At 64.5% G+C, this 21,314-nt stretch carries 17 protein-coding genes and 1 tRNA gene; 13 read left to right on the top strand and 5 right to left on the bottom strand.

Annotated features, from left to right (window positions below):
• The first annotated feature begins 155 nt into the window (after positions 1-155).
• A complete protein-coding gene (locus tag BMG00_RS03940) occupies positions 156-983 on the top strand; it encodes an aldo/keto reductase (RefSeq protein ID WP_078573437.1) in 828 nt (275 codons plus the stop codon).
• Between the two features lie 9 nt (positions 984-992).
• Complete coding sequence (gene ybaK, locus BMG00_RS03935) at positions 993-1,472, top strand: Cys-tRNA(Pro) deacylase (protein ID WP_078573436.1); 480 nt, start codon at positions 993-995, stop codon at positions 1,470-1,472.
• On the opposite strand, the gene BMG00_RS03930 is transcribed toward ybaK, so the two are convergent.
• Entirely contained in the window at positions 1,466-2,755 is a 1,290-nt protein-coding gene (locus BMG00_RS03930) for a DUF3422 family protein (protein ID WP_078573435.1), read from the bottom strand. The two genes, ybaK and BMG00_RS03930, sit on opposite strands and share 7 nt — an antisense overlap.
• A gap of 296 nt (positions 2,756-3,051) precedes the next feature.
• Here BMG00_RS03930 and BMG00_RS03925 point away from each other — a divergent pair, with 296 nt between their 5' ends.
• Entirely contained in the window at positions 3,052-4,131 is a 1,080-nt protein-coding gene (locus BMG00_RS03925) for a PQQ-dependent sugar dehydrogenase (RefSeq protein WP_078573434.1), read from the top strand.
• Positions 4,132-4,139: 8 nt separating this feature from the next.
• Here BMG00_RS03925 and BMG00_RS03920 read toward each other — a convergent pair.
• A tRNA-Gly gene (locus BMG00_RS03920) sits at positions 4,140-4,213 on the bottom strand.
• Positions 4,214-4,331: 118 nt separating this feature from the next.
• Positions 4,332-4,904, bottom strand: a complete 573-nt coding sequence (locus BMG00_RS03915; RefSeq protein ID WP_078573433.1) for a fasciclin domain-containing protein — start codon at positions 4,902-4,904, stop codon at positions 4,332-4,334.
• A 455-nt stretch (positions 4,905-5,359) separates the two neighbouring features.
• Between BMG00_RS03915 and BMG00_RS03910 the strand changes: the two genes are divergently transcribed.
• The 5 genes from BMG00_RS03910 to BMG00_RS03890 all read left to right on the top strand — a co-directional run bounded on the left by BMG00_RS03910 (position 5,360) and on the right by BMG00_RS03890 (position 13,693).
• A complete protein-coding gene (locus BMG00_RS03910) occupies positions 5,360-7,156 on the top strand; it encodes a sigma-54-dependent Fis family transcriptional regulator (RefSeq protein WP_078574243.1) in 1,797 nt (598 codons plus the stop codon).
• Positions 7,157-7,432: 276 nt separating this feature from the next.
• Positions 7,433-9,586 carry a hydantoinase/oxoprolinase family protein gene (locus tag BMG00_RS03905; protein WP_245794946.1) on the top strand — a complete coding sequence of 718 codons (2,154 nt, stop codon included), beginning with the start codon at positions 7,433-7,435 and terminating at the stop codon, positions 9,584-9,586.
• Positions 9,587-9,607: 21 nt separating this feature from the next.
• Positions 9,608-11,917, top strand: a complete 2,310-nt coding sequence (locus BMG00_RS03900; RefSeq protein WP_078528925.1) for a hydantoinase B/oxoprolinase family protein — start codon at positions 9,608-9,610, stop codon at positions 11,915-11,917.
• A gap of 61 nt (positions 11,918-11,978) precedes the next feature.
• On the top strand, positions 11,979-12,482 hold the full coding sequence (locus tag BMG00_RS03895; protein ID WP_078528923.1) for an acetone carboxylase subunit gamma: 504 nt from the start codon (positions 11,979-11,981) through the stop codon (positions 12,480-12,482).
• Positions 12,483-12,655: 173 nt separating this feature from the next.
• Positions 12,656-13,693, top strand: a complete 1,038-nt coding sequence (locus tag BMG00_RS03890) for a zinc-dependent alcohol dehydrogenase family protein (RefSeq protein ID WP_078573432.1) — start codon at positions 12,656-12,658, stop codon at positions 13,691-13,693.
• 206 nt (positions 13,694-13,899) lie between these two features.
• On the opposite strand, the gene BMG00_RS03885 is transcribed toward BMG00_RS03890, so the two are convergent.
• The gene (locus BMG00_RS03885) at positions 13,900-14,349 is read right to left on the bottom strand and encodes a hypothetical protein (RefSeq protein WP_078573431.1); all 450 of its coding nucleotides are present in this window, start codon (positions 14,347-14,349) and stop codon (positions 13,900-13,902) included.
• A gap of 143 nt (positions 14,350-14,492) precedes the next feature.
• Between BMG00_RS03885 and BMG00_RS03880 the strand changes: the two genes are divergently transcribed.
• On the top strand, positions 14,493-14,912 hold the full coding sequence (locus BMG00_RS03880) for an MAPEG family protein (protein WP_078528917.1): 420 nt from the start codon (positions 14,493-14,495) through the stop codon (positions 14,910-14,912).
• A gap of 135 nt (positions 14,913-15,047) precedes the next feature.
• Here BMG00_RS03880 and BMG00_RS03875 read toward each other — a convergent pair whose 3' ends face one another.
• On the bottom strand, positions 15,048-17,069 hold the full coding sequence (locus tag BMG00_RS03875; protein WP_078573430.1) for an ASKHA domain-containing protein: 2,022 nt from the start codon (positions 17,067-17,069) through the stop codon (positions 15,048-15,050).
• Positions 17,070-17,251: 182 nt separating this feature from the next.
• Here BMG00_RS03875 and BMG00_RS03870 point away from each other — a divergent pair, with 182 nt between their 5' ends.
• From BMG00_RS03870 to BMG00_RS03855, 4 genes are all read left to right on the top strand, one after another.
• Positions 17,252-18,067, top strand: coding sequence for a TIGR00282 family metallophosphoesterase (locus BMG00_RS03870; RefSeq protein ID WP_078528913.1), 816 nt, complete (start codon positions 17,252-17,254; stop codon positions 18,065-18,067).
• A 142-nt stretch (positions 18,068-18,209) separates the two neighbouring features.
• Positions 18,210-19,988 carry an SLC13 family permease gene (locus BMG00_RS03865; RefSeq protein ID WP_078528911.1) on the top strand — a complete coding sequence of 593 codons (1,779 nt, stop codon included), beginning with the start codon at positions 18,210-18,212 and terminating at the stop codon, positions 19,986-19,988.
• 11 nt (positions 19,989-19,999) lie between these two features.
• Positions 20,000-20,374 (top strand): hypothetical protein, encoded by a 375-nt coding sequence (locus tag BMG00_RS03860; RefSeq protein ID WP_078528909.1) that lies wholly within the window; start codon positions 20,000-20,002, stop codon positions 20,372-20,374.
• 75 nt (positions 20,375-20,449) lie between these two features.
• Positions 20,450-21,190, top strand: coding sequence for a YebC/PmpR family DNA-binding transcriptional regulator (locus BMG00_RS03855; protein ID WP_078573429.1), 741 nt, complete (start codon positions 20,450-20,452; stop codon positions 21,188-21,190).
• Positions 21,191-21,314: the final 124 nt, after the last annotated feature.

Raw genomic sequence — 21,314 nt, 5'->3', positions numbered from 1 at the left:
ATTTCGCGAGGGGTGCGCGATCTTCGCTCTGGCGAGATGAAGTTCGCACTGACCGCCCGGTCGCGGGCCATTGCTTTCAAGAGTTTTTGAACGCCTTTCCTCCGGTCCGCCGCGCCCTAGTCTGATGCACAGCCCTCAGGCAAAAGGAGACGACCATGAGCACTCCCATCCTCACCCTCAACGACGGAACGAAGATCCCGCAACTTGGCCTTGGCGTCTGGAAGATGCCCGATGACGAGGCCCCCGGCATCATCCTCAGCGCGCTCAACGCGGGCTATCGTCATATCGACACCGCCGCCGCCTATGGCAACGAGGCGGGCGTCGGGCGGGGTATCGCGGAAAGCGACGTGCCACGCGAAGAGATTTTCGTGACCTCGAAGCTCTGGAACGACCGGCAGGGATATGACGCGGCGCTGCGAGCTTTTGACGAGACGATGGACAAGCTCGGCTTCGACACTCTCGATCTTTACCTGATCCACTGGCCGATGCCGGCGCAGGATCAGTATGTCGACAGCTGGAAGGCGTTGATCCGGTTGCGGGAGGAGGGCCGTATCCGCGCGATCGGCGTGTCGAATTTCCTGCCCGATCATCTGGAGCGGCTTATCGAGGAGACCGGCGAGGCGCCCGCGATCAACCAGATCGAGCTGCATCCCTATTTCCAGCAGTCCAAGCAGCGCGAGGTGCATGCGAAACTCGGGATCGCCACCGAATGCTGGTCGCCGCTGGGTCAGGGCGAGGCGCTCTCGGACCCGATCCTGACCGAGATCGCGAGCCGCTACGGCAAGTCGGCGGCGCAGGTGATCCTGCGCTGGCAGGTGCAGCTGGGCCTCGTGACGATCCCGAAATCGGCGAACCATGACCGGATGCGCGAGAATATCTCGATCTTCGATTTCGAGTTGACCGAGGCGGAGATGGCGCAGATCAAGGGTCTCGACAGCGCCGAGGGCCGGATCGGGCCGGACCCGGCCACCGCCAAGTTCTGAGAGGAGCCGATGGGCCATGCCACCCCGGCGACACAGGCGCTCAGCCGCGCCAAGCTCGCCTTCGATCTGCACGAATATGCCTATGAGGCCGGTCTGGCGCAGATCGGCCTTCATGCGGCCGAGGCGATCGGGGCCGAGCCCGCGCGGGTTCTAAAGACCCTGATGGTCGAGGTGGATGGCAAGCCCGCCTGCGCGGTGATCCCGTCGGATGCGTCGCTCTCGATGAAGAAGGTGGCGGCGGCCTTCGGGGGTAAATCCGCGAAGATGATGGAGTCCGCGAAGGCCGAGAAACTGACCGGGTTCCACACCGGGGGCATCAGCCCGTTCGGCCAGAAACGCGCAAGCCCGGTGGCGTTTGAACAGAGTGCGCTCGGGGTTGAGCGGATCATCGTCAATGGCGGCAAACGCGGGTTGATGATCGAACTTGCGCCCGCCGACGCGCTCAGCGCCGCCAAGGCAGAGGCCAAGCCGCTGATCGCCGATCAGTGACCGCCCACACCCTTGCGGATGCGCCGGATCATCAGCCAGACCGCGAGGATCACGATCGGGGTCAGCCCCGCCATCATGATCTCTTTCGTCAGCCCGATCTTCTTCGAGACCGGATAGGCGAGATAGCCCGCGACCGAGATCGCGTAATAGCTGATCGCGACGACCGAGAGCCCTTCGACCGTGTGTTGCAGGCGTAGTTGCAGGTCGGACCGGCGGTCCATGCTTTCGAGCAGTTTCTGGTTCTGCGCCGAGCGTTCGACATCGACCCGCGTGCGCAAGAGCTCGCCCGCGCGCGCCGCCCGTGTCACCATCTGGCGCAGCCGTGTTTCCGCCGATTTCACTGTGCGCACCGCCGGATCGTAACGTCGTGCCATGAACTCGCTGAGTTTCTGGCGCCCCTCGAACCGGCTTTCGCGCAAGCTCTCGACCCGCTCGCGCACGATCGCCTCATAGGCGCCTGTGGCGGAGAAGCGGAAGGAATGCTGCACCGCGAGGCTTTCCAGCTCGGCCGAGATTTCCAGCAGCTCGTGCAGGGTCTCTTCGGCGGAATTGGCATCGTCGCCCATCCCCTCGACGATCTCGGTCAGGCGCGGGTCGAGCGCGTTGAGCCGCTTCGACAGATCACGCGCGCGCGCAAGCCCCAGCATCGACATGGCGCGGTAGGTTTCCAGCTCGCACAGCCGCTGCACCGTGCGCCCGATCCGCCCCGGTCCGGTGCCGGGCCGCGCGAAGATCGCAAAGCGCATCTGCCCGTTCGGGTCGATCCGGAAATCGCCCGCGACCACCGCCGCGCCATCCAGCACCCAGGTGCAGACGAGGCTTTCGGCCACGAACCACTGTTCGAGCATCGGCGCGATATCGTCGGGGTTTTCGGGCAGGTCCACGATGCGGATCTGTACCGCGGCGATGCGTCCGCCGGGGCCTTTCTCGATCCAGGCGTCGGGGAAGATCTCTGTCTCGGCCGGGTCGAAGGCGCGCGAGGACACGCCCTTGCCGAAGGCGAGATAGGTGGTGAACTCGGTATGGCTCTCCCATTTCAGCTCGTGCCGCCCGATCTTGCCGGTGTAATGGGTAATCCCGGCTTCGGGCTGGGCCGCGCCGTTGAGCGTGAGCAGCTCGGCCAGATGCGCCTGGTCCTTCGAACGATCCCGGTTCGCCGCGTCGCGGGGCTCCTTGAAAGCGAGATAGACTGCATGGCCCGGCACGCCCAGCTTCGGGTAGGGCCGGGCATGAAGTTCGTTGACGAGCGCATAGCGCTGGGGATGGTCTGGTCTTTGGCTCATCTGCGGCGGTTCCCGATCACGCGGCTGTTACACCTTTGCCTGCTGCGAAAACCCGCCGCGATCAAGGCTTTGGGGGCATGCATCGGCATACCTTGCAATTCTGCCACAGCGCGCAGGAGCGGGGAAGCGGGCAGGGGGCGCTGCCCCCGTCGCCGGAGGGCGACAAATTGTGACCGGGCAGGGGGCGCCGCCCCCGCTGCCTGGCGGCAGCCCCCCGAGATATTTAATTCAAGAAGAAGCAAGGGGTTTTCCTCAGGAAGATCGGTCCCATCTTTGAAGGGACAGGAGGTGTGCCGATGACCCGTTTCTCGAGTTTGTTACTGAGCCTTGCGCTGGCCGCACCCGCTTTCGCGCAAAACGTGGGCGAGAAACCGGCTACGCGCGACTGGCCCTTTACGCTCAAAGCCGTGGCCGAATTGCAGAACCCCTGGGCGATCGCGGCGCTGCCCGATGCTTCGGTGCTGGTCACGGGCAAGGCGGGGCGGATGTGGCATGTCGGCCCTTCGGGGGCGCGGGAGTTGTCGGGCCTGCCGAAGGTCCAGTATCGCGGCCAGAACGGCTTGCTCGACGTGGCGGTGCCGCCTGATTTCGATGCGACGCGCGAAGTCTATCTGACCTATGTCTCGCGCGGGAACGCGCTTGTTCTGGCGCGCGGGACGCTCGACGGCGACCGGATCGCGGGCCTGAAGACGCTCTGGCAGCAGACGCCCGGAGGACGCGGTCAGCCCGGCGGGATCATCGCTTTCGGGCCGGACGGGATGCTCTATCTCAGCGTGGGCGACCGGATGCAGCCCGACACCGCGCAAGATCCCGACAATCCGCGCGGCAAGATCCTGAGGCTCACCCGCGACGGCAAAGCCGCGCCGGGCAATCCGAACTACGACAAAGGCGGCGTTCGCGCCGAGACCTGGACCGAGGGGCATCGCAATGCCTACGGCCTTGCCTTCACCCCCGATGGCAAGCTTTGGGAGCATGAGATGGGCCCGCGCGGCGGCGACGAGCTGAACCTGATCGAGCCGGGGAAGAATTACGGATGGAACGAAGTCTCCAACGGGACGCACTATTCGGGTCTGCCGATCCCCGATCACAATACCCGGCCCGAGTTCGAGCCGCCGAAGCTGTGGTGGACGCCGGTTATCGCACCCTCCGGGATGGCGGTCTACGAGGGCGGCGACTTCCCGCAATGGCAAGGCGATATGCTGATCGGTGGATTGGCGGGGAGCGGCGTGGCGCTGATCGCTGGAGATGGCTCGGACCAGCTTGCGCGCTGGGATCTCGAGATGCGCGTGCGCGATGTTGCGGTCGGTCCACAGGGGCAGGTCTGGATCATCGAAGACGCCGATGACGGCACGCTCTACCGGCTGGTTCCGAACTGAGGGGAGCTTGGAGCGGGTAGCGGGAATCGAACCCGCGCGTTCAGCTTGGGAAGCTGACAGGCTACCATTACATCATACCCGCATGGTGCGAGCGCAGAGGTAAGTCAGGCGCCGCGCCCGGTCAAGAGGGATCGCGCAGCAAAACGCCCGGAAGGCCAGAGGCCGACCGGGCGTTTCTCGCAAACCCTAAGGGAGCGGGCTTACATCTTCGGCAGCATCACGGTCGAGATCACGTGGACCATGCCGTTCGACTGGCGCACATCGGCCGTCTCGACGGTCGCGACATCGCCCTTGGGAGCGGTGAGCATCACCATGCCATCCTTCATCGTGGCCGTCAGCTCGCACCCGCCAAGCGTCTCGATCTTGGCCATGCCTTTGCCCTTTTCGATCGTCGCCACGATGTTCTCGGCGGTGATCACGCCCGATGCCACATGGCAGGTCAGGATCTTCGTCAGCGTCTCCTTGTTCTCGGGCTTGACCAGCGTCTCGACGGTGCCCGCGGGCAGCTTGTCGAACGCGTCATTGGTCGGCGCGAAGACGGTGAAGGGGCCGGGGCCGGACAGGGTCTCGACGAGGCCCGCAGCTTTCACGGCCGCGACGAGCGTGGTCAGGTTCGGCGCCGCCGAGGCATTGGCCGCGATCGGCTTGCTCTCGTACATCTTGGCGCCGCCGACCATCGGGTTCATGTGATCGTCCGCAAGGGCAGGGCCCGCGACAGCAAGCGTTGCGGCAGCCGAAATCGACGCGACAAATGCGCGGAAGTTCAAAGACATAGTGGTTCTCCCTGTGATGTGACGGAGTGTTTCCGTCTGGTGCAAGGGCTACGCAGGAGAGGCGGGATAGCGATCACTCGGGCGCGATCACGAAGGCGTGAGCGCAGATCCAATACCAGTGTCAGACCTCTCGGGGGCTTCGTCGCAGAGGGGGCGGGGCTCCCTTTCGGCGCGCACGGAGCGCGGCCATCGCGCGGCCGTGACGGGGCGTCAGACGCGACGCAGGTGCACCGCGAAAAAAGGTGGCGGAAGAAGACGCTCCGGCCGACAGCCGTCATTTGGGGGGATGCTGCGGGCGTCCGAAAATCGGACACTCGGATTTCATCGTCTTTGCTATGAAAGTGTCCAGCATCCACGGCCGCATGATTCGTGTATTCTGAATCAGTGCGGAGGCTTTCCGGAGCGAGAAGGTCCGTTGGCTTGCTCTGATGACCTGTCTTTTCGGGGAGGAGAAGATGGAGCAGACAGTACAGAAGGGAGATTGGGAAGACTTCATGGCCGTAGGGCGGGTTCCACGCCAGATCCGCCTTGAGGTTCTCGAGAGCTGGAAGCGTTCCGCGCGCCATTCCTTTTCCCATCTCAGATTTGCGCCGACCCTGACGGAAGATGAATTGGCGGCGCAGCGAACATCTGCGCGCCGGTTGCGCCGCGGCGCGCACACGGCGCTGCAGCGCGCCGGGCGACTGCTGAACAAAAGCGGCGAGATCCTGTTGCTCTGCGATGATGCGGGGGTGGTGCTCGACGCCGTCGGCGACAGCCGGACACTCGCGCGCGGCAGCGAAAACCATCTGAACCTTGGCGGGCAATGGACCGAGGAGGCCATCGGGACCAACGCGATCGGAACGTCGATCAAGCTGGGGCTTCCGGTCATGATCCGCGAGGCGGAACATTTCTGCGAAGCGATCCAGAGATGGAACTGTGTCGCGACGCCGATCGCCGAGCCGGGGACCGGCCGGCTCCTCGGGGTGGTCGATATCTCCTGGCCGGAAGCTCTTCATCAGACCAGCGCGGCCGCCTTGTCCGCCGCGCTGGCATTGCAGGTGGAGACGGAACTGACCCGCATGGTTTCGCGTGAACGCGAAACTCTGGCCGAACGCATCCACTTGCGGCGTCTGCGTCGGGGGAATGATCCGTTGCTGATCATGGATCGCAGCGGCGCGGATGTCTTCGCGACCGAGGATTTCGCGCGGTTCTGCGAGGATGATGAAGCGCTCACATGGCTGCGCGGTCAGGTGCCCCAAATCATCGACCAGACCCCGGACACGATCGCCGAAACTCTTTCCGATTGCCTGCATGGCGCGGATCTGGAGGTGATCGAGGATCAGGGCGAGGCGATCGGTGTCATGCTCTGCATGCGGCAACGCCGCGCGAAGGCCCTCGATATGTCGGCGCAGCTGGATCAGGCAAGCAAGCTCGGAGAGGCGAGCGCGCGGCTTTGCGCTCAGGCCCGAAAGCTCGCGCAGACCACGATCCCGATCCTCATCGAAGGCGAGACGGGAACCGGGAAGACCTATCTGGCGGAAGCCATTCATCACGCGAGCACCGAAGCCGAGGGTCCCTTCACCCTCATCGATTGCCCGCAACTGACGGAAGCGGGGCTTCGCGAGGATCTCGCCGAGGCTCGCTACGGATTGGAAGTCGGGGTGCTGTGCCTCAACAGCCCGGGCGCCGCGATCGCGCCCGTTCAGAAGCTCTTGCTGGCGGCGGTCGAGCAGGCCTCCTTGCGTGGAATGCGTATCATCTCCCTGTCGCAGCGTTCGCTCTATGACGAAATGCGCAAAGGGGCTTTCCGAAGCGATCTCTACTATCGGATCGCCGGGGTGCGGCTCCACATTCCGCCTCTGCGTGAGCGCCCCGAAGAGATCGCGCCGCTTCTCCAGCAGCTCGTCCGTTGTCACAGCGCAAGGCAATGCGGTCGCGAAATTCGCTTCACGTCCGGTGCGATGGATGCTCTGAAAGCCTATGCCTGGCCCGGCAATATCCGCGAGATGCGCAACCTTGTCGCAACACTCGACGCCTTGTCCCCGACCGGGCTCATTGATGACCGGACGCTCCCGCCGGAGTTCCGTCAGCGCGACACGCGAAACGGGGCGGAGACGACTTTGCGTGATCTGGAACGGGCCGAAATCATCAGCGCGATCGCTGCCGAGAACGGCAATCTCTCTCAGGTCGCGCGCCGCCTCGGGATCGCGCGCTCGACGCTCTATCTCAAGCTCGACAGTTTCGGGATCGCGCGATCGCAAAAGGTCTGAAGGCCTATGGGGCGGCAATCCCCCTGCGACCCGTGAGTGACGATCACTCACGGGATTTTCCTATCATTGAAGACATTCCGAGCTGAACGTTTCGACAGCTCTTCCCGGGTGGCCCTCGATATGGCCGTATCGGGCCGACCTTCGCCGCGATTTCGTGTCCGCAGCGTGTCCGTCAGACCCGTCGAAAATCGGACACCGCGACCTGAAATCACGCCGCCATCCTGTGACTCAGCCGCGCCCAGGTCGGGCCGGCTTTGGCTAAGGGAGGAGTTTTTCGTGCCACTGGACAAGAAAAACAGCCGTTCCGTGCAGGTGCTGGGCATCGACGCGGGCGGGACGATGACTGACACGTTTTTTGTCGATGCGGATGGGGAATTCGTCGTCGGCAAGGCGCAATCGACGCCGGATAACGAAGCGCGCGGCCTCATCGAGTCGAGCCGCGAAGGGCTGGAGCACTGGGGCTTGTCGCTGGAGGAGGCGCTGGGCTCGATCCAGACCGGGGTTTATTCCGGCACCGCGATGCTCAATCGCGTGGTGCAGCGCAAGGGGCTCAAGACCGGGCTGATCGTCAATGCGGGGATGGAGGATTTCCACCGCATGGGTCGCGCCTGTCAGGCCTATCTGGGGATGGCCTACGAGGACCGCATCCACCTCAACACCCATTACTATGACGATCCGCTCGTGCCGCGTCACCTGACGCGCGGCGTGATGGAGCGCGTGGACATGTTCGGCGACGTGGTCATTCCGCTGCGCGAGGACACGGCGCGCAGCGCGGCGCAGGAGCTGATCGCGCAGGATGTCGAGGGCATCGTGATCTCGCTTCTGCACAGCTACAAGAACCCCGCGCATGAGCGCCGGGTGCGCGATATCGTGGCCGAGGAGGTCGAGAAATCGGGCAAGCAGATCCCGGTCTTCGCCTCGACCGATTACTACCCGGTGCGCAAGGAGACCCACCGCACCAATACCACCGTGCTCGAGGCCTTCGCCGCCGAGCCCTCGCGCCAGACGCTCAAGAAGATCTCGGCCGCGTTCAAGGACAATGGCTCGAAATTCGATTTCCGGGTGATGGCCACGCATGGCGGCACGATCAGCTGGAAGGCGAAGGAGCTGGCGCGCACCATCGTCTCGGGGCCGATCGGCGGCGTGATCGGCGCGAAATATCTCGGCGAGGTTCTGGGCTACAAGAACATCGCCTGCTCGGATATCGGCGGGACCTCCTTCGACGTGGCGCTGATCACGCAAGGCGAACTGACGATCCAGAACGACCCCGACATGGCGCGGCTGGTGCTGTCGCTGCCGCTCGTGGGGCTTGATTCCGTGGGCGCAGGAGCGGGCAGCTTCATCCGCCTCGATCCGTATACCAAGGCGATCAAGCTTGGTCCCGACAGCGCGGGCTATCGGGTCGGCGTGTGCTGGGCCGATAGCGGCATCGACACGGTGACGATCTCGGATTGCCACGTCATTCTGGGTTACCTGAACCCCGACAACTTCCTCGGCGGTCAGGTCAAGCTCGACCGGCAGCGCGCCTATGATGCCATGAAGGAACAGATCGCCGATCCGCTCGGGTTGACGGTCGAGGAAGCGGCGGCGGGCGTCATCGAGCTTCTGGACAGCGACCTGCGCGATTATCTGCGCTCGATGATCTCGGGCAAGGGCTATTCGCCGTCCTCCTTCACCTGCTTCAGCTATGGCGGGGCCGGTCCGGTCCATACCTATGGCTATACCGAAGGCCTGGGCTTCGAGGACGTGATCGTTCCGGCCTGGGCTGCGGGCTTCTCGGCCTTCGGCTGCGCCGCGGCGGATTTCGAATATCGCTACGACAAGTCGCTCGACGTGAACATCGCCGAAGAGGCGTCGGACGATGCCAAGGAGATCGAGGCGAAGACCCTGAACGACGCCTGGCACGAACTGGCTGAGCGCGTGCTCGAGGAGTTCGAACTCAACGGCTATTCGCGCGATCAGGTCACGCTGCAACCCGGCTACCGGATGCAGTATCGCGGCCAGCTCAACGATCTCGAGATCGAAAGCCCGATCGAGTCGGCAAAGACGGCGGCGGACTGGGACAAGCTCGTCGATGCGTTCAACGACACTTACGGGCGGGTCTATGCCGCCTCGGCGCGTTCGCCCGAGCTGGGCTATTCGATCACCGGCGCGATCATGCGCGGCACCGTGCCGATCCCGAAACCCAACATCCCCAAGGAGGAAGAAGGTAGCCCGACCCCGCCGGACGAGGCCAAGCTCGGCACCCGCAAATTCTATCGCAAGGGCAAATGGGTCGATGCGCAGCTCTACCAGATGGAAAGGCTCGTGCCCGGCAACCGGGTCACCGGTCCCGCGATCATCGAATCCGACGCCACGACCTTCGTCGTGCCGGGAGGGTTCGAGACATGGCTCGACGGTCACCGCCTGTTCCATCTGAAAGAAGTGTGACGGCCAAGGGAGGAAGAACCAATGAATATGCAAACTGACATCAAGGGCATCGTCCGTGGCGGTCAAACGCTCAAGCAGCACCGCGACGAGATCATGGCCAAGACCAAGGGCACCGGGCATTATGCCGGGCTCACGGAACGGGCGCTGCACAAGGAAAGCCCGATCCTCTACAACAAGCTGTTCTCGCGCTTGCGGGCCGGCGTTGTCGATGCGCGCGAAACCGCGAAGAAGATCGCCGCGTCCCCGATCGTGGAGCAGGAGGGCGAGCTGTGCTTCACCCTCTATAACGCGGCCGGGGATTCCATCCTGACCTCGACCGGGATCATCATCCATGTCGGCACCATGGGCGCCGCGATCAAATACATGATCGAGAACGACTGGGAGAGTAATCCGGGGATCAAGGACAAGGATATCTTCTGCAACAATGACAGCCTGATCGGCAATGTCCATCCGTGCGACATCCACACCATCGTGCCGATCTTCCACGAGGGCGAGCTGATCGGCTGGGTCGGCGGCGTGACCCATGTGATCGACACCGGCGCGGTCGGCCCGGGCTCGATGACGACGGGTCAGGTGCAGCGCTTCGGCGACGGCTATTCGGTGACCTGCCGCAAGATCGGCGAGAATGACGAGCTGAAACGCGACTGGCTGCATGAGAGCCAGCGCGCGGTGCGCACCACGCGCTACTGGATGCTAGACGAACGCACCCGCGTCGCCGGCTGCCACATGATCCGCAAGCTGGTCGAGGAGGTGATCGCCGAGGAGGGGATCGAGGCCTATTGGAAATTCGCCTATGAGGCGGTCGAGCATGGCCGGATCGGTCTGCAGAACCGGATCAAGGCGATGACCATCCCGGGCACCTATCGTCAGGTCGGCTTCGTCGACGTGCCCTACAACCATGAAGACGTGCGCGTGCCTTCGGATTTCGCCAAGGTCGACACGATCATGCACACTCCCTCCGAGATGACGATCCGCAAGGACGGGACTTGGCGGCTCGATTTCGAGGGCTCGTCACGCTGGGGCTGGCACACCTACAACGCCCATTCGGTCTCGTTCACCTCGGGTATCTGGGTGATGATGACCCAGACCCTGATCCCGACCGAGATGATCAATGACGGGGCCGCCTACGGGACCGAGTTTCGCCTGCCCAAGGGCACCTGGATGAACCCCGACGACCGGCGCGTGGCCTTCGCCTATAGCTGGCACTTCCTGGTCTCAAGCTGGACGGCGCTCTGGCGCGGGCTCTCGCGCAGCTATTTCGGGCGCGGCTATCTCGAAGAGGTGAACGCGGGCAACGCCAATACCTCGAACTGGCTGCAGGGCGGCGGGTTCAACCAGTATGACGAGATCCATGCGGTGAACTCCTTCGAATGCGCGGCCAACGGGGTCGGCGCCAGCGCCATCGCCGACGGCATCAGCCACGCGGCGGCGATCTGGAACCCCGAAGGCGACATGGGCGATATGGAGATCTGGGAGCTGGCCGAACCGCTGGTCTATCTGGGTCGCCAGATCAAGGCCAGTTCGGGCGGCGCGGGCAAGTATCGCGGCGGCTGCGGCTTTGAATCCCTGCGCATGGTCTGGAATGCGAAGGACTGGACGATGTTCTTCATGGGCAACGGCCATATCAGCTCCGACTGGGGGCTGATGGGCGGCTATCCGGCGGCTTCGGGCTATCGCTTCGCGGCCCATGACACGGGGCTGAAGGAAAAGATCGCCAACGGTGATCCCATTCCCTTCGGCGGCGATACCGATCCCGAACACCCGACCTATGACGCGATGGTGAACCCCGAGGGCATCAAGCGCGACAAGCAGGCGATCACCACCGAGGAGATGTTCAAGGATTACGACCTCTACCTCAACTACATGCGTGGTGGTCCGGGCTTCGGCGATCCGCTTGATCGCGAGGCGCAGTCGGTGGCCGAGGATGTGAATGGCGGCTACCTGCTCGAACGCTTCGCCGAGACGGTCTACGGCGTCGTGCTCGCGAAAGGGGCCGATGGCCTGTTCGCGGCGGATGAGGCGGGCACCGAGGCGTTGCGCGCGCAAATCCGCAAGGACCGTCTGGCCAAGGCCCAGCCGACCCGCGAGTGGATGGCTAGGGAACGCGAACGCATCCTCGCGAAGGACGCAGGCACCCATGTCCAGCAGATGTTCGCGGCGAGCTTCAAGCTCGGCCCGAAATGGGAGGAAGGGTTCCGCAAGTTCTGGGATCTGCCCGAGGAGTGGCAACTGAAGGAAGAGGATCTGCCGATCCCCTCCTATGGTCGCGAATATTCCATGGACCTCTCCGATCTGCCGGACGTGAAGACCGTCAAGTTCGTCGAGGAATGATCCCGCGGGGCGCCGTATCCGCCTCCCCGCACGGCGCCCCGAGAAACTCAGGAGAAAAGCAATGGCTTACACGAAAGCGAAGATCAAAGATCTGGTCGATGGCAAGATCGACCGCGACACCCTGCAGACGATGCTCTCCACGCCCAAGGATGCGGATCGCTTCGTCAAATATCTCGAGATCCTGCAAGAGCAGGTCCCGTGGGATGACAGGATCATTCTGCCGCTCGGGCCCAAGCTCTATATCGTACAGCGGGCCTCGGACAAGAAATGGGTGGTCAAATCGCAGGCCGGTCACGAATTCTGCGACTGGCGCGAGAACTGGAAGCTGCACGCGGTGATGCGCGTCCGAGAAACCCCCGAGGAAATGGAAGAGCTCTATCCCAAGCTGATGGCGCCTTCTTCGGACTGGCAGGTGATCCGGGAATATTACTGTCCGAAATCGGGCGATCTGCTCGATGTCGAGGCGCCGACGCCCTGGTATCCGGTGATCCATGATTTCGAGCCCGATATCGACGCCTTCTACACCGACTGGCTGGGCCTCAAGATCCCCGAGCGGGCCGCCTGATCGGGCGCCCCGAGACTGGCGCCGCGCATCTTCAGGATGCGCGGCGCTTTTTGGTGTCCGACGGCTCTCGCACGGGCTGTCCGAAAACCGGACAGGCGCGCTGCCGCTGGTGCCGCTAGGGTCGCATCCGGGGCCGGTGAACCGGCCCGCGAACACAGGCTGGGAGGCGTGTCATGAAGGCGCTTGTTTACAACGGACCGGGGCAGAAAAGCTGGGTCGAAAAGGAAAAACCCGAAATCGAGAAACCGACCGACGTGATCGTGCGGATCACCAAGACGACGATCTGCGGCACGGATCTTCACATTCTCAAGGGCGATGTGCCCGCGGTCACGCCCGGGCGCACCCTGGGCCACGAAGGCGTCGGTATCGTCGAGGCGGTCGGCGATGCCGTGGCGAATTTCAAGCCCGGCGATCCGGTGCTGATCTCCTGCGTGACCTCTTGCGGGAAATGCGCGAATTGCAAGCGTCAGCTCTATGCCCATTGCTCCGATGGCGGCTGGATCCTCGGGCACCTGATCGACGGCACGCAGGCGGAATATGTCCGCATCCCGCATGGCGACAACTCGCTTTATCCGATCCCGGAAGGTGCCGATGAAGAGGCGCTGGTGATGCTTTCCGACATCATGCCGACCGGGCTTGAGATCGGTGTGCAATACGGCCGCGTCAAACCGGGTGATACGATTGCCATCATCGGCGCGGGGCCGGTGGGGATGTCGGTTCTCCTGACCGCGCAGTTCTATTCCCCGGGCCGGATCGTGATGATCGACATGGACCCGGCGCGTCTTGAACTCGCGAAGCAATTCGGCGCGACCGACACGCTTCAGGTGGGGGCGGATGATGTCGTCGCACGGATCATGGAGATGACCGGAGGGCTTGGCGTGGATGTCGCCATCGAGGCGGTGGGCGTGCCAGCGACCTTCGATACCTGTCAGAAGATCGTCTCCGCCGGTGGCTCGATCGCCAATGTCGGCGTGCATGGCAAGCCGGTCGAGCTGCATATCGAAGAGCTCTGGATCAAGAACATCAACATCTCGATGGGGCTGGTCAGCACCAACACGACGCCCATGCTTCTCAAGACGCTGGGTTCGGGCAAGGTCGACCCGGCCAAGCTCGTGACACACCGCTTCAAGCTCGATGAGATCCTCGACGCCTATGAGGTGTTCTCGAATGCCGCGCGCGAGAAGGCGATGAAAGTCATTCTCAACGCCTGAGGGCGCAAGCAGGACCGGCAAAGCGATAGGGCCGTGGCCTGCCCGAAACCAGACCAGCCTCCCGCTTTTCGCGGGGGGGCTCGAACGCAGTCGGCGCACGTAGCTACCTCGCCCCGTTCGATCGAGGGCAGCGGGCGCGTCCGCCGTCTCTCGGGGCACGCAAATCCGTGACGCCTCTTCGCCCGCCCCGGTCTCTGTCGCGATCGTCAGGGCGGACAGAAAGGCCCGTCCCCTTCGCCCTCCTTCAGCACGCCCCCGCGATAGAGGCGGCGCAGCGCCGCAACCATGGCCTCGAAGGATTCATCGAGCGCCCCGCAGGTTTCGTCGGTCGGCACGAGGTAAACGGATTTTCCCCGCCGCTCCCGGCGCAGATGCCCGCCTTCGACAAGATCCGCGACCTTGCGATGCAGCGTGGCGATCGGAAGCCCGAGCGCGGCCGAGAGCGCGCTGAGATCATAAAGCCGCCCCTGAAGCCGCCCCTGCACCACCATCCGCACGATCAGCGCATCCACCGGTTTGCCCCACATCTCGGTCTCGAGCATGTAGAACCGGTTGAGGCATTCGATGATCTGCGCCTGCGTCTGCGCGCGCACCGCAAGGCGCAACTCCTCGGGGAGAGGGGTGTCGTAGATCGTCTCGGCTCGGTTCCGGGTCATCTGTCACTTCCTGACGTTTCCGCTCTGGAAAGGTTGTCGCTTGGCCTCCGGGGGAGGGGCGGTCCAATAGTGACGCGACCCGCGCCCGAGGCCAAGTCGCGGACGACACTGGCTCGGGTTTTCGCGCACAGGAAAGGACGAAGATGACAATCCCCCTTCTGGCACTCCTTGGCTTCGCGCTCTGGACTCTTCTCATTCTCTTTGCCTTCGTCGGCCCCTATCGCTGGGTGCGCATTCTCAGCGGTCGCACGCGCGCGAGCCACTGGACGGCCGATCCGAACGCTGGCGCCGGTCTCTACCCGAGGGCGATGCGCGCGCATATGAACTGTATCGAGAACCTTCCCGTCTTCGGCACGATCGTCTACGTGATCGACCGGGTTGGCCTGGAGAGCCCCGCCCTCGATGCGCTGGCGCTGATCGTTCTGGGTGCGCGTATCCTGCAAAGCACCGTCCATATCGTGCTGGAGCAGAGCGATACCGTGATTTTCGTGCGCTTCGCTTTCTACTTCGCGCAGATCCTCGCGATGCTCGCGATGGTGGGGATGCTGCTGGCGGCTCTCTGAGCCTGCCTCCGGCTGCGCATTGCCGCAATTGCCGCCCGGCCCTGAAAATGGTCGTGCAGGAGGACGCGGGCAGGTGGTAGTGCACCAACGCGCGATAGCGCCCGTGCCGATCCCTGACCTTGCCCGCCCGTCGCTTCAGCCCCGACGCCGCCGCCTGCGCCCGCCGCCATCCTCGCCCGATCCGCCGGTGTTGAAGCTGACATCGGGAAGCGTCGCCACCTTGCGCAGCTCGGGGAAGGGGGCGGTTGCGTGGGGCAGGGCGTTGGCAGCCACGAAATGCTCCTGAAAGCGCGGCTCGATCGCGGTCTCGACCTTGGTGATCTTCTTCACCTGATCCTCGATCTCGCGCCGCGCCTTCACCGAACACAGCGCCATATGCGCGCCCGTGCCCGCCGCGTTGCCCGCAGAGGTGACATGGTCCAGAGGCGCATCGGGGATCATCCCGAGCACCATCGCGTGCTTGGGCGAGATATGCGCCCCGAACGCGCCCGCGAGCACCACCCGGTCCACCGTGTCCACGCCCATCTCGTCCATCAGCAGACGTGCGCCCGCATAAAGCGCGGATTTCGCCAGCTGGATCGCGCGGATATCGCCTTGGGTGACGGTGACGCGCGGGCCCTCGCTGCCGCCATCGAAGATCACGTATTCATGGGTGCGCCCATTGGGTACGCAGCGCGGCGTGCCGACCTGTTCGGCCGAACCGATCAGCCCCGAGGCATCGACGATCCCGGCCATGCGCATCTCCGCCACCGCCTCGATGATGCCCGAGCCGCAGATGCCGGTGATGCGCGGCGTGCCGAACTCGGGATCGGTCGACCAGTGCTCGTTGCCGATGATCTTGAAGCGCGGCTCCTTGGTCGCGGGGTCGATCTCGATGCGCTCGATCGCGCCGGGAGCGGCACGCTGCCCGCTCGAGATCTGCGCGCCCTCGAAGGCCGGACCGGTGGGCGAGGAGCAGGCGAGCACGCGGCTCTCGTTGCCCAGAAGGATCTCGGCATTGGTGCCGACATCGACGATCAGCGAGAGATCCTTGCGGCGCTGCGGGGCTTCCGACAGCGCCACCGCGGCCGCATCCGCGCCCACATGGCCCGCGATCAGCGGCAGGATATAGACGCGCGCGCCGGGGCTGGCTTCGATCCCGATCTCGCGGGCGGGGAAGTCGAGGCTGTCCGAGGTCGCAAGCGCGAAGGGCGCCTGACCCAGTTCGACCGGGTCGATGCCGAGCAGCAGGTGATGCATCACCGGGTTGCAGACCACGACCGCCTCGACGATCTCGGACGTTTCGACCTGCGCCTCGCCTGCAAGCTCGCGTGCCAGATCGCCCATCGCGTCGCGCACCGCCTGCGTCATTTCCTGATCGCCGCCGGGGTTCATCATCGCATAGCTCACCCGGCTCATCAGATCTTCGCCGAAGCGGATCTGCGGGTTCATCACGCCCGCGCTCGCCAGCACCCGCCCGTCATCGAGCGCGACCAGATGCCCCGCGATGGTGGTCGAGCCGAGGTCGATCGCCAGCCCGTAAAGCGGCGCCTCTCGCAGCCCCGGGAAGACGCCCGTGACGCGCGGTCCGTCGCCCGCGTCATGCAGCGCGACGGTCACCTTCCAATCGCCCTTGCGCAGCAGCGGCTGAAGCACGCGCAAAACCTCAAGGTCGGCGCGCACGCCCTTGACCTGCCACTGTTTTTCGAGCGCCTGCGCCAGCCGCTGGAAGTCGCCCTCGGGCCGGTGCATGTCGGGCTCCTCGACCTCGACATAGACGGGCCGGGTTGCCGGATCCATTTCCATCACGCGCTCGGAGGCGGCCTTGCGCACGACCTGCTTGTGGACCTGGCTTTCAGGCGGCACGTCGATCACCACATCGTCCAGGATTTCGGTCTGGCAGCCCAGACGCCGCCCGGGCTTGAGCCCGCGCACCCGGTCATAGCGCTCCTCGACCGCGTTGAGCGGGCTCACCGCGTCGGGGTCCACATGCAACCCGAGCTTGGGGAAATCGCCGAACGACGGCGTGCACTGGCATTTCGAGCAGACACCGCGCCCGCCGCAGACCGAGTCCAGATCGACGCCCAGCTTGCGCGCCGCAGCCAGCACCTTCGTGCCGCGCGCCACACGGCCGCGCTTGCCCGAGGGGGTAAAGATCACCTGAACGTCGTCACTCATGTCCTGCTCCCGCATTCGCTTGCCCCCGTTCTAGGGCGCGCGCGCGCCGGAGCAAAGCCCGCAACCGACGCGCGCGCATGAGAAATCGTCATGATGATCTTGCACCCGAAGCAGCCCGCCATCGCCCGCGCCTGCATCAATGCCGTTGCCTTGCGCGCGCTCAGGCCCTAAACCCATGCGCCATGAAGATACTTTTCCTTGGCGATGTGATGGGCCGCGCGGGCCGCGCCGCGATCACCGATCGCCTTCCGAAACTGCGCGATGACTGGGGCCTCGATTTCGTCGTGGTCAATGGCGAGAACGCCTCGGGCGGCATGGGGCTGACCGGCGATCATGCGAAGACCCTGTTGCAGGCGGGCGCCGATGTGGTGACCCTTGGCGATCATGCGTTCGACCAGAAGGACATGATGCGTTTCATCGAGGGCGAGCCGCGCATCATCCGCCCGCTGAACTACGCCAAGGAGGCACCGGGCAAAGGGGCGCGGGTGTTCTCCGATCGCCGTGGCCGCAAGGTGCTGGTGGCGCAGGTGCTGGGCAATGTGTTCATGAAACGCGCCTTCGACGATCCCTTCTCCGCCATCGAGGCCGAGCTGAAGCGCTTTCCGCTGGGCGGCGCGGTGCAGGCGGCGCTGGTCGACATGCATTGCGAGGCGACCTCGGAGAAGATGGCGATGGGCCATTGGTGCGACGGGCGCGCCTCGGTGGTCGTGGGCACCCATACCCACGTGCCCACCGGCGATGCGCAGATCCTCGAAGGCGGCACCGCCTTCCTGTCGGATGCGGGCATGTGCGGCGATTACAACTCGGTCATCGGCATGGAGAAGGCCGAACCGATGCGCCGTTTCGTGACCGGCATGGCAAAGGAGCGCTTCAGCCCCGCACGCGGCGATGTCACGATCTGCGGCTTCTATATCGAGACCGACGACCGCTCGGGCCGCGCCAAGCGCTGCGAGGCGGTCCGCATCGGCGGGCGTCTCGCGCAGGCAAGCCCGTTCTGATCCCAGCTCCCATCTCCAGCGCGACAAATCGCCCGAAAACCATGCATTTGCCTCCAAAAGCGTATCCCGCCTGTCACGCCACGCTTGCCCGGGCGCGCTGCACTTGTAGTATCGGCGCGATGCGTCTGCGCGAGCCTCACAAATGATCCAACTGCCCTTCAGTGAAACCGGCATGGCCATTCTGGCGCTGTTGGTCGTGGCCTGGATGTTCGTGATGTTCATCCGCGAGACCTGGCCGCCCGAGGTTACCGCGATCGCGGGCGCGGCCCTGATGCTGGTCTTCGGGCTGACCCCTTACGAGAGCGCCTCGGCGGTGCTGGCGAACCCCGCGCCCTGGACCATCGCCTTCATGTTCCTGATCATGGGGGCGCTGGTGCGCACCGGCGCGCTCGACGCGATGACCCGCTATGCCGAGGCGCGCATTGACGACAGCCCCAAGCTCACGATCCTGCTGATGTTCGTCATCACCATGCTGGCCAGCGCGGTGATGAACAACACGCCCGTCGTCGCGGTGATGATCCCGGTCTTCATCCAGGTCGCGCGCAAGCTCAATATCTCGCCCTCGCGCTTCCTGATGCCGCTGAGCTACGTGACCGTGATGGGCGGCATGATCACCCTGATCGGCACCTCGACGAACATTCTCGTCGACGGTGTGGTACGCGCCCGCGGGATCGAGCCCTTCTCGATCTTCGAGATCGCGCCGCTCGGCTTCGCCATCTGCCTTGTCGGCGGGGCGTTCATGATGCTCTTCGCGCGCCGCCTCATCCCCGAGCGTCAGTCGCTCTCCTTCCTGCTCGGCGATCGCCCGAAGATGAAATATTTCACCGAGGTCGCGATCCCCGAGGAAAGCGGCCTGATCGGTGAGAAGGTTCTCGAAACCGACACGTTCAAACGCGAGGGCGTGCGTGTGATCGACGTGCTGCGCGGCGATGCCTCGCTCCGGCGCGATCTGCCCTCGGTCGAACTCGAGGCGGGCGACCGCGTCGTGCTGCGCTCCGAAATGGAAGAGCTGCTCGGGATGCAGAAGAACCGCGACCTGCGCATGGTCGACAAGCTGTCCTCGGTACGCACCGAGACGGTCGAAGTGCTGATCTCGCCCGGCTGCCGGATGATCGGGCAGCGTCTGGGCGACATGCGCCTGCGCCGCCGCTACGGCGTCTATGTGCTCGCAGCCCATCGCCGGAACCAGAATATCGGCCGCCAGCTCGACGATCTCGTGGTCGTGGTGGGCGACACGCTGCTCCTCGAGGGCGCGCCCGAGGATATCGCGCGCCTTGCCGCGGATATGGATCTCGTCGATGTATCCAAACCGCAGGCCCGCGCCTATCGCCGCTCGCATATGCCCGCCGCCATCGGCGCGCTCGCGGCGGTGGTGATCCTCTCGGCGCTTGGCGTGGCGCCCATCCTCGCGCTCGCCATGGTCGCGGTCGCGGGCATCCTCATCCTGCGCTGCATCGACACCGACGAGGCCTTCACCTTCATCGAGGGCCGCCTGCTTGCGCTGATCTTCGCGATGCTCGTGGTGGGCGTGGGGCTGGAACATTCGGGCGCGGTACAACTCATCGTGAGCGGCGTCGCGCCCTGGCTCCAGACCTTGCCCCCGCAGGCCGCGCTGATCGTGGTCTATTTCCTCGGCCTTTTCATGACGGAATTGCTGTCGAACAACGCGGTTGCGGTGATCTACACGCCGATTGCGATCTCGCTCGCGGCGGCGCTCGGGCTCGATCCGCGGCCCTTCGCGGTGGCGGTGATGTTCTCGGCCTCGGTGGCTTTCGCCACCCCGATCGGCTATCAGACTCACATGATGGTCTACGGGCCCGGCGGCTACAAATTCTCCGATTTCCTGCGCTTCGGCATCCCGATGGATATCGTGACCGGCCTCACCGCCTGCCTGCTGATCCCGCTGATCTGGCCCTTCTGAGGAGAAAGCCGATGCGTTTCATGCTGATCCTGCCGCTTGCACTGGCCGCATGTGCGACCGGAACGCGCGCGCCGTCCTGGCCCGACAAGGTGCATCTCACGGGGACGCGGATGGAGGTCTCGTTCAATGACGGAACGCTCTGCCACGCCGAGATCGAGGGCACGTTTGCCGGCACGCTGAACGACTGTCCCTATCCGATGAGCTACGAGGTGACGGGCTATAAACCGAGCTACCTCGCCACCGCCCCGGGCGGGCTGGGTGATCTGTTCGAACCCTATGCCAAGGTGCGCCTCACCACGCCCACGGGGATGAGCTGGCGCTTCGAGACGCCCCAGCCGATCCCCACCAAGGATCAGGGCGCGGGCCAGCTCAAACTGCCCGGCTGACCCATCGCGCTTGCAGCGCCCCCCCAAACCGCACTATATCGGGCGCGATTTCGCGATTATCCGACGGAGATACCCATGGCAGGCCATTCCAAATGGGCCAATATCCAGCACCGCAAAGGCAAGCAGGATGCGGCGCGCTCGAAGATGTTTTCCAAGCTCTCGAAGGAGATCACGGTTGCCGCGAAGATGGGTGACCCCGATCCCGAGAAGAACCCGCGTCTGCGCCTTGCCGTGAAGGCGGCCAAGTCGCAGTCGATGCCCAAGGACGTGATCGACCGCGCGATCAAGAAATCGCAGGCGGGCGAGGGCGACGACTATACCGAGATCCGTTACGAAGGCTACGGCCCGAACGGCATCGCGGTGATCGTCGAGGCGATGACCGACAACCTCAACCGCACCGCCTCCAACGTGCGCTCGACCTTCACCAAGAACGGCGGCAACCTCGGCACCACCGGCTCGGTGAGCTTCATGTTCGACCGCGTGGGCGAGATCACCTATCCGGCCTCGGTGGGCGACGCCGAAACCGTTCTGATGGCCGCGATCGAAGCCGGTGCCGAGGACGTGGAAAGCGACGAGGAAGGCCACTGGATCTACTGCCCGATGGAGAGCCTGTCGGAAGTGTCCGAGGCGCTCGAGGCAGAACTCGGCGAAGCCGATGAAGCCAAGCTGATCTGGAAGCCCCAGAACCGTACCGAGGTCGATCTGGAAACCGCGCAGAAGCTGATGAAACTGATCGACACGCTCGAAGACGATGACGACGTGCAGTCGGTCACCGCCAATTTCGACGTGCCCGAGGACGTCGCGGCGCAGCTGTAAGGCGCCCCACCGATCGAATGCAGAAAGGCGCCCCGCGGGGCGCCTTTTTACGTTTTGCCATGGTCTCGCCCGGCTGCCTGTTCCGGCCTGCTCGTGCCCAATTCCCGCCCCCCGGTTTACATTC

It is taken from the genome of Thioclava marina, from assembly GCF_002020135.1.
GTDB lineage: Bacteria > Pseudomonadota > Alphaproteobacteria > Rhodobacterales > Rhodobacteraceae > Thioclava > Thioclava marina.
Note: the sequence above shows the minus strand (reverse complement) of the source record. Positions and strands in the feature narration are given on the sequence as shown.